The sequence below is a fragment of the Thermosynechococcus sp. B3 genome (genome assembly GCF_030323045.1).
GTDB lineage: Bacteria > Cyanobacteriota > Cyanobacteriia > Thermosynechococcales > Thermosynechococcaceae > Thermosynechococcus.
In genome coordinates this window covers 1,203,189-1,218,467 of sequence record NZ_CP097584.1, presented here as the reverse complement: position 1 = coordinate 1,218,467, position 15,279 = coordinate 1,203,189, and the positions used below count along the sequence as shown (strand labels likewise).

Below are 15,279 nucleotides of genomic sequence, written 5' to 3'. Positions count from 1 at the left end.
GCGCGACAGGAGCGAACCAATGCTCGATACCATCTTACTCCTCATTATCGTCGTGATGGGAATTGCCGTTGGCTTCAACAGCATTGACCTCCTCCCAGAAACGGTTCTTGCTCAAGTGGCCAATGTGCGGGGATTGCAGTGGGTCATGGCTGGCTTTGGCGCCATTGTTGGCATTGCCCTTGGTTTATTGTTGCAGTCCCTTTACCATCGTCTTGAGCGCAGTATCCGTCAATTGCCCCCAGAAACGCTCTTGTCGCGAGCCGTGGGTCTAGTGGTGGGGTTGCTCTTGGCCAACTTGATGCTGGCACCGATTTTCCTGTTGCCCATTCCCAAGGATTTTTCCTTTATTAAACCCCTGATTGCTGTTCTCACTAGCGTTGTCTTTGCCTATTCGGGAACCACCTTGGCCGATAGTCACGGGCCTGCCCTGCTGCGGTTAATTAACCCCAATGCCGTTGCTAGCAGTCTCTTGGCTGAGGGGATGCTCAAACCTGCCCGGGCAAAGGTACTGGACACCAGTTGCATTATTGATGGCCGCATTGAGGCGCTGTTGAATCTTGGGGTACTCGAAGGGCAAATCATTGTGCCCCAGTTTGTACTGCAAGAGTTGCAACTGATTGCCGATGCGGGGAATGAACAAAAACGGATTCGTGGTCGGCGAGGTCTCGACGTTCTCAATCGCCTCCAAGCCAGTTTGGGCGATCGCATTGTCATTCACTCCGCAGACTATCCAGAATTAACAACGGTGGATGCCAAGCTGGTGCGCCTCTGCCAAGAAATCAACGGCACTCTTGTCACCAATGATTTGAATCTCAACAAAGTTGCCCGCTTCCAAAAAGTGGATGTCTTTAACGTCAACGAGTTAGCGCAAGCCCTGCGCCCCATCTACCTCCCCGGCGATACGCTGGAGTTGAAGATTCTCAAGGAAGGGAAAGAACCAGCGCAAGGGGTGGGCTACCTTGAGGATGGCACGATGGTGGTTGTCGAAGAGGGGGTGGATCACATTGGCGATCAGTTGTCGGTGGTTGTGACCAGTGCCCTGCAAACCTCGGCAGGCCGCATGATTTTTGCCCGTCTGCAAATGCCAACGATGGCCTAAATTTCCTCTTTTTAGGGGGTCTCCCTATGACCCATGAGCCACCCAAGCCCACTTCCCCCCCGCAACTGGTTTCACCGTGGGTCTGGGGTCTTTTTGTTTTCAGCATCCTATTCCTCTTTGGTGTGCTGTTGGCGACGGTGTGGCGACCGACGCTCTTTCCCATTGATTTAGTGAATCCCGATCAGTTGCGGCCTCTGCCCGACCTCCTGCAGATGCCCACCGATGATTTAAGCGTGTGGTGGCCCATTGTCCTTGCGGCAGTGGTGGCAGTTGCCCTCAATTTTATTCCCAGCAACAATGTCACACGCTTGATTATTCGCTTCATTGTTATTCTCTTTGGCTGCCGCTATCTGGTGTGGCGGGGCTGGGTGACGCTCAATGATGCCCACTGGTTGAGCTTTACTGCCAGTATTGGCTTCTATGGTCTTGAGGTGCTCTACTTTTTCACCTATTTGCTTTACTTCTATCAGACGGCATGGCTGACGACTGCATGGCGATCGCGCCAGGCCGATCACTATCAGCAGGCAGTTCTCAGCGGCGAATACTGCCCCAGTGTGGATATTTTTATTCCCACCTATAATGAGCCTCCCTATATTTTGCGGCGGACGATTGTGGCCTGTCAGGCGATCAACTACAGAAATAAAAGCATCTATGTCCTCGACGATGGTCGGCGATCGGAAATTGCGGATCTCTGTGAGCATCTGGGGGTCAACTATCTCACCCGTCCCACCAATGAGCACCGCAAAGCAGGTAACCTCAACCATGCCCTGAAATACACCACTGGTGAACTGATTGCCGTTTTTGATGCCGACTTTATTCCCTTTCAGAACTTCCTGAGCCGCACCGTGGGCTTCTTTCAAGATGATCACGTGTCCATGGTGCAGACCCCCCAGCACTTCTTTAACCCTGACTACCACTCCCAAAACCTTGGCATTGAGTTCATGATGCCCGGCGATATGGAGTACTTTTTTGGCTTTATTCAGCCGGGGCGGGACTTTGGCAATGCTATTATCTGCTGCGGTACCTCCTATGTGGTGCGCCGCCGTGACCTAGAAGCCGTGGGTGGATACTATACCCGCTGTGTAGTCGAGGATTTCCAGACGGGGACAAGGATGCAAATTGCTGGCTACCGCCTGATTTATCTGAACGAAATCCTCAGCATGGGGGAATCTCCTCGCAACTTTCAGGATCATTTAGAGCAACGGCTGCGCTGGCTACAGGGGAATATGCAAATCTATTTCTGTGGTGATGATCTCCCCATTTGGTCAAAACTGTCGTGGTTTCAGCGCAGTTGCCACCTCTCGCTGCTCTTGCACAACATTAATCCCTTTATCCGCACGTGCTTTCTCGTTGGTCCGTTTTTGAGCCTAATGACAGGCATCTCCTTAACGGTGGCGACATTGGGTGAGTACCTTTTCTATGCCCTGCCCTACACGCTGTTAGTAATTGCCACCTTTAGCTGGGCGACAGAAGGGCGGTATTTTTCCGTCTGGGGTGAAGTCTATGAGGTGACCTTTGCCTTTCCGGGGATGGTGCAACTGATTAAAATCCTCCGCAATCCCTTCGGTAAAATTGGCAGCATTGTCACTAACAAGGGCACCCTCTCCAATCGGAAGCGGTTGAATTTGCGCTATACATGGCCGCTGGCGGCGTTTGTGATTGCAGTCGGGGTGGGGGTCTTTATCCGCTATGGGGGTTACTGGCTCCATATCTGGCCACCAATGGAGTATGAACGGGCGGGTTTAGAGGTGATGCTGGCTTGGACGCTCTACAACGCCTTTATTGCCTTGATTGCGGTTCTGTCCTCCATTGATCAGCCCACCCGCCGTCAGAGCGATCGCTTTCCCGTTTGCACCGTATGTCGTTTCCAACTGGGGGATCAAACCTACTGGGGCTATACCCGCGATGTGTCGGAGACTGGTGCTGCCCTGTTGCTGACTGCAGGGCGTTTTATCGAAGCCCAAAGAGATACCGTCGGCAGGCTGACCTTTTTGGAACAGGACTTTAGCGTCACCGCAGCCGTGGTTCGTACCCGCACTGAAGAGGAGCGGTGCTGCATTTACCTGCGATTTTTAGAGGTCAGTGATGAGGCACAGCGGCACCTCGTACAACTGCTCTATGGTGGCCTCACATGGTGGCACAAACCCAAAGCCCCCAATGGCCTAGATGCCTTTTGGCCAATGTTGATTCGTCTCTTCGACTTTCGATCGCTCTTTAGCCTCTATAGCAATAATTGACCGATAGGCTCACAGCTCAAAAATTTGCCCTAGGGGACAATAAAAGTGTGGCAATAGGGGAGATGTCAACGTATAGCCATTTCGAAAGGGAGTGAGATATTTTCAAGAGGGATAGGCTATACTCAAAGCGTCATGAATGTTACTCAAGAATATGAGCTATAGCTTGGACTGACGAGAGCGGGTTGTCTCCTATATCCAGCAAGGCGGCAAAATCAGTGAAACGACTCAAATTTTTCAGGTGAGCTGCGCCGCCATCCATCGCTGGCTGAAGCGAGAGGACTTAGCCCCCACAGTTGTCCCCCGTCGTCCTTGGAAGCTGGATTGGGCGGCCTTAGCAGCGGATGTTGCTGCCCATCCCGACGACCGTTTAATCGACCGTGCCCAGCGATTTGGCGTCCAAGTTTCCACCATTAGTTACGCCCTCGACCAGATGGGCATCACCCGAAAAAAAACAGATGCGTTACCAAGAACGGTGTGAGGAAGAGCGGCAAGCGTATCAACAGCAGCTCGACACATGGGTAGAGAGTCACGGCGAGGAAACAGTGGTGTATATCATGGATAATGCACCGATTCACCCGAAAGGGGTGATTCAGGCAGTGGTGAAAGCGGCGGGTCACGAGGTGTTATTTTTACCGAAATACTCTCTTGATTTGAATGTGATTGAGCACGACTTCAGTGCGCTGAAGCGAGCGCGAATGTATGCAGGGTCAAACAGTTCGATTGATGAGGTGATTCGCAAGTATTATGCTGGATGATGCCTCATTCTCTATTGGAATAGCTATAAAGAGAGATACAGCCATTGCAACAAAACAGCACGACATTGCAAGCACTCCAACTGTGCAAGAAGCTGTGAGATGTCCGGACTCCCGAGCCGAAACCTGCCCCCGGCTTGAGGTACCGTTGCCCTTGGTGCGAGTTCAGCAACAAAGCCCCACACTCTTTGATTGGAGAAAGCACTATTGACCAGCCAAGGCTGCTCACTGATCGGGGTGATTCCTTGAATGACATCAGCGGTAATTCCCAATTCCCGTGTCAAAATTTGCGGCACGATCGCGATCGGATCTTGATCCGACCCTACTCTGCCACCGGGAAAATCCACCGTAGCTCGCTGAACCCCCACCCGAAAGGTTGGCGGCAAGCAGATTAAATCCTTCCCTTGCAGCGGCAGGACAATCACCGAGTCCGCCTTTTCTACCCGCCAGTATTCTAAGGTTTCACCTGTGTCCGTCAGCCACTTCTCGGCAATCAAGGTCACCCACTTGGATTGAATGCGTACCAGTTCATCGAGCGATCGCCAATTCACTGTTGCCACTCTTCAGGAACTTGGGCTATTTTCTCATGCCCTGTGGGGGCGTACACCGGTCTGCCGAGGGGACGGTAGGGCAGGGTGCCATTTTCATAGGCCTGAATCCGTTGGCGAGCAATGTTGACATAAGCGGGTTCCTTTTCACAGCCCATCGCCCGCCGATTGTGCATTAGGGCAGCCAAAAGCGATGATCCCACCCCCATATAGGGGTCAAAGACCCAATCCCCTTCATGGCTGAGGGCGAGAACGCACCGCTCCACCAACTCAATGGGAAACTGGCAGGGATGCAATGTTTTTTCAGGATGATTGAACTTGACATTGGGAATATCCCACACCAGTTCTTGCCAATCCTGAAGAAGGATTTCCCAGACATCGGATGGATTTTTGCCCAAGGGATTGCCCGAGGGTTTGCCCTTATTGGGGCCTTTGAAATGGCGTTTCCCCGGATATTTGGCTGGAATACGCACGGCATCCAAATTAAAGATGTAGTGATCGGACTTCGTGAACCAGAGAATCGTTTCATAGCGGCCAGAAAAGCGCTTTGTGGCATGGAGACCATGGCCAAATTTCCAGATGATGCGATTGCGCAGCTTCAAACCCAACCGCTTGAACAGGGGATAAAACAAAATATCCAAGGGATACACCTCTCCCCCTTGAACAAAATTCCCCACTTGCCAGCACAAACTTCCCTCTGGCCGTAGTACTCGATATAGCTCGGTAATTACCTCACTTTGGCTTTGGAGATAGTCCTCGATCGCCACCGGCGTTTCATAGGCCTTGCCGAGGTTGTAGGGCGGCGACGTAAAGATGAGCGTCATAGCCTCATCCGGCACCTGACGAATCACCTCACAGACATCTCCACTGGCAACGACTAGCTTAGCCTCTGGAGAAAAACGCTCTTGAATGTGCTGGCCAGAACTCAATAACTATAAGCCATCCTTCCCTGTACCGCCAAAATACCATATTCGTAATCCTGAGATAAAAAAAGAGGCCGACCCCTAGGGAGTCAGCCAGCGGATTACTTGGGAACGCGCGCTAGACAGTACAAAGCAATTGGCAACAGGATTAGCTATGCACCACAAGCTTGACGTTGGCGTTCTGAAGGCCAGGACGCTTCACCTCAGCCAAGGTTTTGTTGATGGCATATTTTTGGTTGATCGAGTTGATCAGCTCGGTTTGGTTGTGTTTTTTGGCCACACCCCAGAGGTCAGCAATCAGATCAAAGGTGCCATCAGCATTGCGAGACCAGCCCAGATCATACTCGCCATCGAGGACAGCGACGATGTCAGAGCGAACACGTTGGCCATTGTAGCCACGCACATCGGCATTGGTTTTCACCGTAATGCCCAGATCCCGCAGGGACGCTTTCAAGATTTCAGCATCGGTAATTTTCGTACGCAGGGTGCTGAAGTGAGACATGTGGATTTCCTCCAGATTGAGACAGAAACATTGGACTGAATGAACCACAATTTATGGCGAACCAAACCCCTGTGGTCGGGTCTTTCTCCCATCTGCGCAGGGCAGACAGAAGGAAGCTTGTCAGAACTCCAGTCGCTGGTATTCAGCCACTGAAGCAGCCGCCGGACGCGCCCGTTGGCGTGCCCAATCACGCAGTGCCGTGACCTGCTCTTGCATCGTCTTGGAAAGGGGTTGAGTGGCACGGCTAGCGGCAATAATGTCTAACTGGGTAAACTCACGCCCTTGAGCAAAGGCTTCGTACATGGCAGCAATGATGGCCTGCTCAATCTCGGCACCTGAAAAGCCATCACAGATATTGGCCAGTTGCTCTAGGTCAAAGCGATCAATCTCGCGACGGCGCTTGGTGAGGTGAATGCGAAAGATTTCCTTGCGCTCCTCGGCATTGGGCAAATCCACAAAGAAAATTTCATCAAAGCGACCTTTGCGCAAAAATTCACCGGGGAGCCGTTCGACGCGGTTGGCTGTCGCCAAGACAAAGACGGGAGACTTTTTCTCCTGCATCCAAGTCAGGAAGGAGCCAAAGATCCGGCTTGAGGTACCGCCATCGGAGTCCGAGGAGCCTGCTCCGCCCGCAAAGGCCTTGTCCATTTCATCAATAAAGAGAATGGCAGGGGAAATGGATTCAGCGGTTTTTAGGGCATTGCGCAAATTGGCCTCCGATCGCCCCACCATTGAACCGTCATAGACGCGCCCCATATCAAGGCGCAGCAACGGCAAGCCCCAAAGGCGGGAGGTGGTTTTGGCAATCAGGGACTTCCCACAGCCGGGAACCCCCAAAATTAACATCCCCTTCGGTTGCGGTAAGCCGTATTCACGCGCCTTTTCACTGAAGGCGTTGGCGCGTTGGCGTAACCAGACTTTCAGTTCCTCTAGACCGCCGACCGAATCAATGGTTTCATCCACTTCCATATACTCGAGGATGCCATTGCGACGAATAATTTGCTTTTTCTCGGAGAGAATAATATCTACCTCTGCTTCCGTGAGGCGACCTGCGGTCACTTTGGCTTTGCGAAAGACTTTTTCAGCTTCATCCCGCGTCAGGCCAAGGGTGGCTTTGACGAGTTTTTCCCGTACCTCAGGGGTGAGGCGGCGATTGCGGGGGTCTAGTTGCTCCCCGAGCACCTCATCCAGTTCACTAATACTGGGTAGGGGGTAGTCAACGACAACGATTTCTTTTTCCAGTTCGACAGGAATCCGCTGCGCTGCTTCTGGGGACATGAGAATAATGGTCTTGTGGCTGCTCTTGAAGCTGGCGATCGCGTCCCGTAAAGAACGAGTCACAGGGGGCGAATCAATGAAGGGGTGCAAATCCTTGAAGACGTAGATGCCCGGTTCCCGTTGGTGAACAACCCATTGAATGGCGGCTTCCGGCGAGACAGTGTTGTGGTGACTGTTGTTGCGGGGATGGCCATACTCGACCATGCCGTGGGTCACTGTCCAGATGTAGAGCTTGCGGGGAGACCGCCCTTGAGGCCCGACTTGACTTTGGGCAATGGTAGCGATCGCCTGCTCAGCCCGCTCTTCTTCAGAGGTCAGGAGGTAGATCAACGGATATTGCGCTTGGATGAGGATACTTAATTCTTCTTGCACAGCAATCACCTCCTTCTTTCAAGGCTGACCCAACACCCCCGCCCCTAGCGGGCAGACACCAACTCGACGGAGAGCGAAGGAACACTGAGGCTGTCGTCATCAATCACTGTGGGCTGATTGACCAAGGCCGTTAGCTCATCCCCCCGTAGGACAAGGGCACTAGCACACTCTGGGCAGTGGTAAACCCGATGCACATTGCCATGCTTTTGCTCGGCATATTCCGCCAGTACTTCTGGGTGAGCCAGCAGAAATTCAATGGCACGTTCAGCAAGGGTGGACATCGTTTCCTGCTCGACCACAGCGGCAATCTTTAGCTGGCGGTGCACATCGGGGGATAGATACAACGTAACCTTTTGCTTATCTTCCATAGGGGTTAGAGACGTACCTAGGTATGTGTGCCAGTGTAGTGAGCCGATCCGAGGGGTGTCAAGGTGAAATGCTGTCAAAACGGCAAAATCGTAACATTTAGTTACATTAAGCCCCGCGTGCTTAAAACTCAGTTACAGGGCTGAGGGCATAATACCGAATTGAGTGGCGATCGCCAGCCGTACCCCATTGACAAAATCCCACCCCGATTGGGCTTTGCGACCACTCAAGTGCACTTGACTCAGCAGCAGGCGACCCTTGCCCGTCTGTACCACGGGGCCCCATCCCTTAATTAGCTCTACCACCGTACCCGGGGCGGAAGATGCCTCAGGCTCACAAACAAAAGAGTGTAAAGGTTCCGGTAATTCGGCCCTCACTTCGGGCACCAATGGCCACGTTTGCAGCAGTTTCAAGGGGGTGTCTTGCCACTGGGTATAGGCATAGGGGTAAAAGGCGCGCACTTGGTTGTGAAGGGCTAAGGCCGATCGCCCCCAATCAATGGCATAGTCACTTTTTTGAATGAGCGGTGCGTAGGTAGCCTCAGCGTCGTTTTGGGGTTCGGGTTGAAGCTGTAGCAGTTGCTGCAAGGTTTCTAGTAGGAGGTCGGCACCCATGTCACTGAGCTTGGCACTGAGGGTAGCAGCGTTATCTCCTAGATGAATCGTTACTTTGCGCTTCAGGAGCATCGGGCCTGTGTCCATACCCGCATCCATGCGCATCGTCGTCACGCCGGTTTCCCCTTCGCCATGGTAGAGCGCCCACTGAATGGGCGCGGCACCGCGATACTTCGGCAGCAGCGAGCCGTGGATGTTGATGCAGCCGTAACGGGGAATCTCAAGGATCGACGGGGGCAGGATTTGACCGTAGGCCACCACCACAAAGACATCAGCGCCTAGCGATCGCAAGACCTCAGGCAGCTCTGGATCCCGACGCAGACGTTCCGGCTGCCAAACCGGTAATCTGTGGCCAAGGGCTAAGGCCTTGACCGGAGAAGGCGATAACTGGTTGCCCCGTCCCCGTCGGCGATCGGGCTGGGTGACCACCCCCAACACTTGATAGGTCTCTGTTTCCAGCAGCCGTTGTAGCGGCGCAAGGGCAAACTCCGGTGTGCCAAAATAAATGATTTTCAACCGCTGCCCACTCCCTGCAAAACGTCAACTGCTGGTTTAGAGAGTCTCAGGAGCGTCATCCTCAGAAGGGGTGAGGGCTTCGCCGCCGTCACTACTACCGTTGAGATCTTCTTCCGTCACTTGGGAGCCACCACTAATAACCGCCAAATCCACCTGCTGGCGGTAGGAATCCACATTTTTAATCAGGACTTCAACGCGATCGCCCAAGCGGTAGCGCAAGCGGTTACGCCGACCCGTCAAGGTTTGGGCATGGGCACGGTATTCATACCAGTCATCCTTGAGGGAGCTGACGTGGACTAAGCCCTCAACATTAAAGTCAATCAGTTCCACAAAGAAGCCATAGGACTGCACGCCGGTAATAATGCCCGAACGCACTTCGCCGATGCAGGCTTGGACTTGGCGCACCCGTTGTAGCCCCACCAAATCCTTCCAAGCCGTGTAGGTTTGCCGCTCCCGCTCTTGGAGGTGGGGGGCTAATTCGTTAACGAGGGTGTCCACTTCCCGCTGGATATCGGTGGTGAAAACAGTCCAATTCACCTGCTCCAAGCAACTGGACTCGCCAAGATTGACGCGCTCTTTTGCCCGTGGCCCGCGGCGATCGCGCCCTTCCGTCAGGAGAATGTGCAAAATGCGCTGATTCACAATGTCAGTGTAGCGTTGGAGGGGTGAGCAGAAATGGCCATAGCCCTCGCCAGTGGCCAAACTAAAGTGGGGCAGCGCCACGGCAGTATCGCTGGCGGGTTTGAGTTTATCGAGCAACAGTTCCTGCAACACGGCTGCTAGATCCGAGGTGGCCAATTGTGCCATAAAGCGCTGACAGTCGCGGGGCGTGACCTGCGTGGGATTGTCTAGGCTCAAGGGCAAGTTGAGATTTTGGCAGAGCTTGAGAAAATCCTGCACGGCATAGAGTTCGGGCACAGGCTGCGTGCGGTAGAGAGCCGGTACCCCCAACTTCGCCAAATGCCGAGCCAGGAGTTCATTGGCAAGGATCACTAAGCTTGTCCAAGGGGTGACCCTCGGTAGGGGAATGGCGGGGGCGAGACCCTCATCGGCATAGGCAAGGCTCAGGGCATCCGCTGGCGTGACTTCAATACTCCCCCGTGCCTGTCGTTGCTGACTCACGGCATTGGCAAGGTGAATCAGGGCACGCAACCAATCACCGGAAGTATCCCCTAGGGCAAGGGTGGCCGCCACCTGCTCACTGGTGACACAGGCATCAACGCGGATACAACTGCGGTAAATTCTGTAGGACTGAACTTCACCGGCATTGTTGATCACCATCAGCAGCGAAATGGCAGCGCGATCGCCCCCCGGCAGCAAGCGCAACCTCTCCAATTCCTGCGGCAAGAGGGGCAAACTCAGTTCAGGGGTGGCGAGGGTCATCCCCTGACGGCGAGCAGTGCGATCCAGCAGTTCATCGCGGGGGAGCAATCCCCCCACATCGCTAATGTGAATCCCCAACTGCCAGAGATTTTGCTCGAGGGCATCGAGGGAAAAGGCCACTTGGGGTTCTTGGCCGGGAGCCACTAAGGTAATGGTGACCAGTTCCCGCAAGTCTTGGCGATCGCTCAAGTCCAAGGTTTCCAACTGGGCATTTAAGGTGGCGGCTGCTGTCCGCAGGGCTGGGCTAAATTGGCGGACAAGATTATGTTTGCAGCAAATCAAATCTAAGGCTGGCGCCGATTGGGCATCACTCCCTAGGATCTGGCCAATTTCCCCCGTCGGCAGGTACCCCCCCAAGGGATAGCGGCGAATGTTCACATGCACCAGTTGATCCACCACCGTGGATAGATCGGACACGAGGTCATTGGGTTCAAGGGCAATTTCAAAGAGCAGGCGATCGTCGAGGGGAATGGCCCGAAAGCCGTCTTCGGTCTGTTTCACCCGGGCAATCACCGAGGGATTTCCCCGCTCAAGGATCAGTTTCACTTCCCCCTCTGGAGATTTCTTGCGGCGGCCTTCACGGGTGACCCGCACCAGCACGCGATCGCCATTCCAAGCGGTACTGAGTTGATGCTCACGCACAAAAATATCTTCAGCACCCTCGGTATCTTGAATCGCAAAGCAAAAACCCTTGCTGGAGCAGCGCAGCCGCCCTTCAATCAACCCATCATCACTGGCGCGGCGATACTTGCCCCGTTCTTTGATGAGCAGGCCAATGCGTTCTAGGGCATCAAGGGCAATTTCCAGTTCTCGCTGGCTCTCAGGATCGTCACAGCCGAGTTTTTTTTCGAGAACTTTCGGGGCAACAAATTTATCTTCGCTAAAGTTGGCAAGCAGACTGGCAATCGTAAAATGCATCGGCAACTCGGTGAAGGGAGGGCAACAGTGGATGTAGCGTTGTTGGTGTCAAGTATCCAAACTGTAGCTTATCACAGTTGCAGGAGTATCTTAGGGGATCCCCAATCTGTCCTATAATTATGGCGCGTTGATTCTGGGCACGAAACATCCTAGATTTGAGGAATGGCGATCGCCCGCATCAATTACTGTTCTCAATCGTTGTCCATCCAGTTAAGGCATCTATGAATCAATCTGAAATTCTCGAAAAAGTAAAAGCCATTGTTGCCGATCAACTCAGTGTTGATGCAGAAAAGGTTGTGCCCGAAGCAAGTTTTGCCGAGGATCTCAATGCTGACTCCCTTGACTCCGTGGAGTTGATCATGGCACTTGAGGAAGCGTTTGGTGTGGAAATTCCCGACGAAGAGGCGGAAAAACTGAAAACCGTCCAAGATGTCCTTGACTTTATCAACAATAAGGTAGCTGCATAGATCCATGGCAAAGGCGCACCAAAAACGGGTCGTTGTCACGGGGATGGGGGCAATTACCCCCCTCGGCAACACCCTTGCGGAGTATTGGGAAGGGTTAATGGCCGGTCGCAACGGCATTGATTACATCACGGCTTTTGATGCCAGTCGTCATGACTGCCGCATTGCGGGTGAGGTGCGTGGCTTTGATCCCACCCTCTACATGGATCGCAAAGATGCCAAACGCATGGATCGCTTTGCTCAATTTGCCGTGGCTGCCAGTAAGCAAGCCCTTGCAGATGCCCAATTGACGATTGACGAGGGCAATGCCACTGACATTGGCATCATTATTGGTACGGGTGTGGGCGGCCTAAAGGTGATGGAGGATCAGCAGGAGGTCTATCTCACCAAGGGGCCCGATCGCTGTAGTCCCTTTATGATCCCGATGATGATTGCCAATATGGCCGCCGGACTCACCGCCATTCACACCGGTGCCAAAGGCCCGAATTCCTGTTCCGTGACCGCCTGTGCAGCGGGTTCCAATGCCATTGGCGATGCCTTCCGTATGGTGCAGCACGGTTATGCCAAGGCCATGATCTGTGGCGGTACTGAGGCAGCGATTACTCCCCTATCAGTGGCGGGTTTTGCGGCAGCCCGTGCCCTGTCCACCCGCAATGATGACCCCCACCATGCCAGCCGTCCCTTTGACCTCAACCGCGATGGCTTTGTCCTTGGGGAAGGGGCAGGCATCTTGATCCTTGAAGAATTGGAATTTGCCCTTGCCCGGGGGGCACGCATCTATGCAGAAATGGTGGGCTATGGCTTGACCTGTGATGCCTACCACATGACTGCTCCCTCACCGGGGGGAGAAGGGGCGGCCCGTGCCATTGAAGCCTGCCTCAAGGATGGGGAGATTGCCCCGGATCAGGTAAGCTATATCAATGCCCACGGTACAAGTACCCCCGCCAACGACAGTACGGAAACTGCCGCTATTAAACGTGCCCTTGGTGAGGAAAATGCCCGTCGCGTTCCCGTGAGTTCGACAAAATCCATGACGGGGCACCTCCTAGGGGGGTCAGGGGGTATTGAGGCGATCGCAACGGTGATGGCGGTTGCCCACGATCGCATCCCCCCTACAATTAACTTGGAGCAACCGGATCCTGCCTGCGATCTGGACTATGTTCCCCATCAGAGCCGGGCATGCTCGGTGACGGTGGCTTTGTCCAACTCCTTTGGCTTTGGTGGGCACAACGTGACGTTGGCCTTCCGCAAATTTACTCCCGATCGTTAACTGTCTGCTGCAAACCCAATTAGAGAGAGAAAGCAATGCCTGCGGTGACTCAATCCCTTGATGAACTCTGTATTAATGCGATTCGTTTCCTAGCGATCGATGCGGTGCAAAAGGCCAACTCCGGGCACCCCGGCCTACCAATGGGGGCAGCACCCATGGCCTATGTGCTGTGGAACCAGTTCATGCGGTTTAACCCCAAAAATCCGCAGTGGTTCAATCGCGATCGCTTTGTCCTTTCGGCGGGTCATGGCTGTATGTTGCAGTATGCCCTGCTCTACCTCACGGGCTACGACAGCGTCACCATCGAGGACATTAAACAGTTTCGCCAATGGGGATCGCGCACACCCGGTCACCCGGAAAACTTTGAGACCCCCGGTGTGGAGGTGACTACAGGCCCTCTCGGTCAAGGGATTTGTAACGCCGTTGGCTTAGCAGTGGCGGAAGCCCATTTAGCGGCTCGCTTCAACAAGCCCGATGTCACACTAGTGGATCACTACACCTACGTTATCCTTGGCGATGGCTGCAACATGGAGGGCATCTCCGGCGAAGCCTGCTCCCTTGCGGGTCACTGGGGCTTAGGCAAACTCATTGCCCTCTACGACGATAACCACATTTCCATTGACGGTTCCACCGACATTGCCTTTACAGAGGATGTCTGCAAGCGCTTTGAGGCCTATGGTTGGCACGTGCAGCACGTCGCCGATGGCAATACGGATCTTGCGGGCATTGCCAAAGCCATTGAAGCGGCCAAAGCCGTAACCGATAAACCTTCACTCATTAAAGTCACCACTACCATTGGCTATGGTTCCCCCAACAAAGCCAACACCGCTGGGGTGCACGGCGCTGCTCTTGGGCCTGAGGAAGTCAAGCTCACCCGCGAAAACCTTGGCTGGAACTATGAGCCCTTTGTTGTCCCCGAGGATGTCCTCAACCACTTCCGCAAAGCTGTGGAGCGCGGTGCTAGCTATGAAGCGGAGTGGAACCAAACCCTCGCCACCTATCGCCAAAAGTATCCTGAGGAGGCTGCCGAATTTGAACGGCTGCTGCGGGGTGAGTTGCCCGCCAACTGGGATGCTAATCTGCCGAGCTACACTCCTGAAGATAAGGCTGTGGCCACCCGCAAGCATTCGGAAATTTGCCTGAACGCGATCGCCCCCAATCTGCCCGAACTCATTGGCGGTTCTGCGGACTTGACCCACTCCAACCTCACCGAACTCAAGTGCTCCGGTGACTTCCAAAAAGGCCAGTACCAAAATCGCAATATTCGCTTTGGCGTGCGCGAACACGGCATGGCTGCCATCTGCAACGGCATTGCTCTCCACAATTCCGGCTTGATTCCCTACTGTGCCACTTTCTTGGTCTTTGCTGATTACCTGCGGCCTGCCCTGCGCCTCTCAGCCCTCTCCCAAGCGGGGGTGATCTATGTGATGACCCACGACTCCATTGCCCTTGGTGAAGATGGCCCTACCCACCAACCCGTGGAGACCTTGGCCTCATTGCGTGCTATTCCCAACCTACTGGTGATCCGTCCTGCCGATGGCAATGAAACCTCGGGTGCCTACCAAGTGGCCGTCCAACGCCGCAAACAGCCAACCCTCTTGGCACTGACGCGGCAAAATGTGCCCAACTTGGCCGGTACCTCTGCGGCCAATGTTGCCAAAGGTGCCTATATCCTTGTGGATTGCCAAGGTACTCCCGATTTGATCCTGATTGGCACCGGTTCAGAAGTCTCCCTCTGTGTCAAGGCCGCTGAAGTCCTGACAACTAGTGGCAAGAAAGTGCGGGTGGTGTCCATGCCCTCCTGGGAACTCTTTGAGGAGCAATCCCCTGAGTACAAAGCCAGTGTGCTGCCGGCGGGGGTAAAACGCCTTGCGGTGGAGGCGGCGTCCAGTTTTGGTTGGTGCCGCTATGCCGATGCAACGGTGTCGATCGAGCGCTTTGGTGCCTCGGCTCCGGGGAACGTCCTCATGGAGAAATTTGGCTTCACGGTGGACAATGTGGTGGCCAAGGCCAATGCCCTGCTTGGCTAAGTTGCCA

The 15,279-nt window shown here is 54.1% G+C and carries 14 protein-coding genes; 7 read left to right on the top strand and 7 right to left on the bottom strand.

The genetic code is table 11. The features are described 5' to 3' along the window. Positions 1–19 precede the first annotated feature (19 nt). From M0646_RS06190 to M0646_RS13200, 4 genes are all read left to right on the top strand, one after another. Positions 20–1,099 (top strand): PIN/TRAM domain-containing protein, encoded by a 1,080-nt coding sequence (locus M0646_RS06190; protein WP_286649966.1) that lies wholly within the window; start codon positions 20–22, stop codon positions 1,097–1,099. A gap of 26 nt (positions 1,100–1,125) precedes the next feature. Continuing rightward, positions 1,126–3,336: a glycosyltransferase gene (locus M0646_RS06185; protein ID WP_286627066.1), complete on the top strand. Its 2,211-nt coding sequence runs from the start codon at positions 1,126–1,128 to the stop codon at positions 3,334–3,336. A gap of 193 nt (positions 3,337–3,529) precedes the next feature. Further along, positions 3,530–3,814 carry an IS630 transposase-related protein gene (locus M0646_RS13205; protein ID WP_399374366.1) on the top strand — a complete coding sequence of 95 codons (285 nt, stop codon included), beginning with the start codon at positions 3,530–3,532 and terminating at the stop codon, positions 3,812–3,814. Then, positions 3,792–4,091 (top strand): transposase, encoded by a 300-nt coding sequence (locus tag M0646_RS13200; RefSeq protein WP_399363083.1) that lies wholly within the window; start codon positions 3,792–3,794, stop codon positions 4,089–4,091. The genes M0646_RS13205 and M0646_RS13200 overlap by 23 nt, the downstream gene beginning before the upstream one ends. A 23-nt stretch (positions 4,092–4,114) precedes the next feature. Here the strand turns inward: M0646_RS13200 and M0646_RS06175 are convergent, their stop codons facing one another. From M0646_RS06175 to M0646_RS06145, 7 genes are all read right to left on the bottom strand, one after another. Continuing rightward, the gene (locus M0646_RS06175; protein WP_149819120.1) at positions 4,115–4,648 is read right to left on the bottom strand and encodes an NUDIX hydrolase; all 534 of its coding nucleotides are present in this window, start codon (positions 4,646–4,648) and stop codon (positions 4,115–4,117) included. Beyond that, the gene (locus M0646_RS06170) at positions 4,636–5,460 is read right to left on the bottom strand and encodes a site-specific DNA-methyltransferase (RefSeq protein ID WP_149821710.1); all 825 of its coding nucleotides are present in this window, start codon (positions 5,458–5,460) and stop codon (positions 4,636–4,638) included. Before M0646_RS06170 ends, M0646_RS06175 begins: the two co-directional genes overlap by 13 nt. A 247-nt stretch (positions 5,461–5,707) precedes the next feature. Then, positions 5,708–6,061 (bottom strand): DUF1257 domain-containing protein, encoded by a 354-nt coding sequence (locus tag M0646_RS06165; RefSeq protein ID WP_149819118.1) that lies wholly within the window; start codon positions 6,059–6,061, stop codon positions 5,708–5,710. A 120-nt stretch (positions 6,062–6,181) separates the two neighbouring features. Next, a complete protein-coding gene (locus M0646_RS06160; protein ID WP_286627164.1) occupies positions 6,182–7,711 on the bottom strand; it encodes an AAA family ATPase in 1,530 nt (509 codons plus the stop codon). Between the two features lie 44 nt (positions 7,712–7,755). Then, entirely contained in the window at positions 7,756–8,079 is a 324-nt protein-coding gene (locus M0646_RS06155; protein WP_149819114.1) for a ribbon-helix-helix domain-containing protein, read from the bottom strand. 132 nt (positions 8,080–8,211) lie between these two features. Then, complete coding sequence (fmt, locus tag M0646_RS06150; protein WP_286627063.1) at positions 8,212–9,207, bottom strand: methionyl-tRNA formyltransferase; 996 nt, start codon at positions 9,205–9,207, stop codon at positions 8,212–8,214. A 36-nt stretch (positions 9,208–9,243) separates the two neighbouring features. Then, positions 9,244–11,508: a ribonuclease R family protein gene (locus M0646_RS06145; RefSeq protein WP_286627062.1), complete on the bottom strand. Its 2,265-nt coding sequence runs from the start codon at positions 11,506–11,508 to the stop codon at positions 9,244–9,246. Positions 11,509–11,729: 221 nt separating this feature from the next. On the opposite strand from M0646_RS06145, the gene acpP reads away from it, so the two are divergent. Genes acpP through tkt form a run of 3 tightly spaced genes read left to right on the top strand, consistent with a single transcriptional unit; the run spans position 11,730 to position 15,272 of the window. Further along, positions 11,730–11,975 (top strand): acyl carrier protein, encoded by a 246-nt coding sequence (acpP, locus tag M0646_RS06140; protein WP_149819108.1) that lies wholly within the window; start codon positions 11,730–11,732, stop codon positions 11,973–11,975. A 4-nt stretch (positions 11,976–11,979) separates the two neighbouring features. Continuing rightward, on the top strand, positions 11,980–13,242 hold the full coding sequence (gene fabF / locus M0646_RS06135; RefSeq protein WP_149819106.1) for a beta-ketoacyl-ACP synthase II: 1,263 nt from the start codon (positions 11,980–11,982) through the stop codon (positions 13,240–13,242). 35 nt (positions 13,243–13,277) lie between these two features. Continuing rightward, a complete protein-coding gene (gene tkt, locus M0646_RS06130) occupies positions 13,278–15,272 on the top strand; it encodes a transketolase (protein WP_286627061.1) in 1,995 nt (664 codons plus the stop codon). Positions 15,273–15,279: the final 7 nt, after the last annotated feature.

What these genes read in the sequence shown, in the direction of transcription:
- M0646_RS06190 (WP_286649966.1), top strand. Translation starts at nt 20, where the DNA reads ATGCTCGATACCATCTTACTCCTCATTATCGTCGTGATGGGAATTGCC.
- M0646_RS06185 (WP_286627066.1), top strand. Translation starts at nt 1,126, where the DNA reads ATGACCCATGAGCCACCCAAGCCCACTTCCCCCCCGCAACTGGTTTCA.
- M0646_RS13200 (WP_399363083.1), top strand. Translation starts at nt 3,792, where the DNA reads ATGCGTTACCAAGAACGGTGTGAGGAAGAGCGGCAAGCGTATCAACAG.
- M0646_RS06170 (WP_149821710.1), bottom strand. Translation starts at nt 5,460, where the DNA reads ATGACGCTCATCTTTACGTCGCCGCCCTACAACCTCGGCAAGGCCTAT.
- M0646_RS06165 (WP_149819118.1), bottom strand. Translation starts at nt 6,061, where the DNA reads ATGTCTCACTTCAGCACCCTGCGTACGAAAATTACCGATGCTGAAATC.
- M0646_RS06155 (WP_149819114.1), bottom strand. Translation starts at nt 8,079, where the DNA reads ATGGAAGATAAGCAAAAGGTTACGTTGTATCTATCCCCCGATGTGCAC.
- M0646_RS06145 (WP_286627062.1), bottom strand. Translation starts at nt 11,508, where the DNA reads ATGCATTTTACGATTGCCAGTCTGCTTGCCAACTTTAGCGAAGATAAA.
- acpP (WP_149819108.1), top strand. Translation starts at nt 11,730, where the DNA reads ATGAATCAATCTGAAATTCTCGAAAAAGTAAAAGCCATTGTTGCCGAT.
- fabF (WP_149819106.1), top strand. Translation starts at nt 11,980, where the DNA reads ATGGCAAAGGCGCACCAAAAACGGGTCGTTGTCACGGGGATGGGGGCA.
- tkt (WP_286627061.1), top strand. Translation starts at nt 13,278, where the DNA reads ATGCCTGCGGTGACTCAATCCCTTGATGAACTCTGTATTAATGCGATT.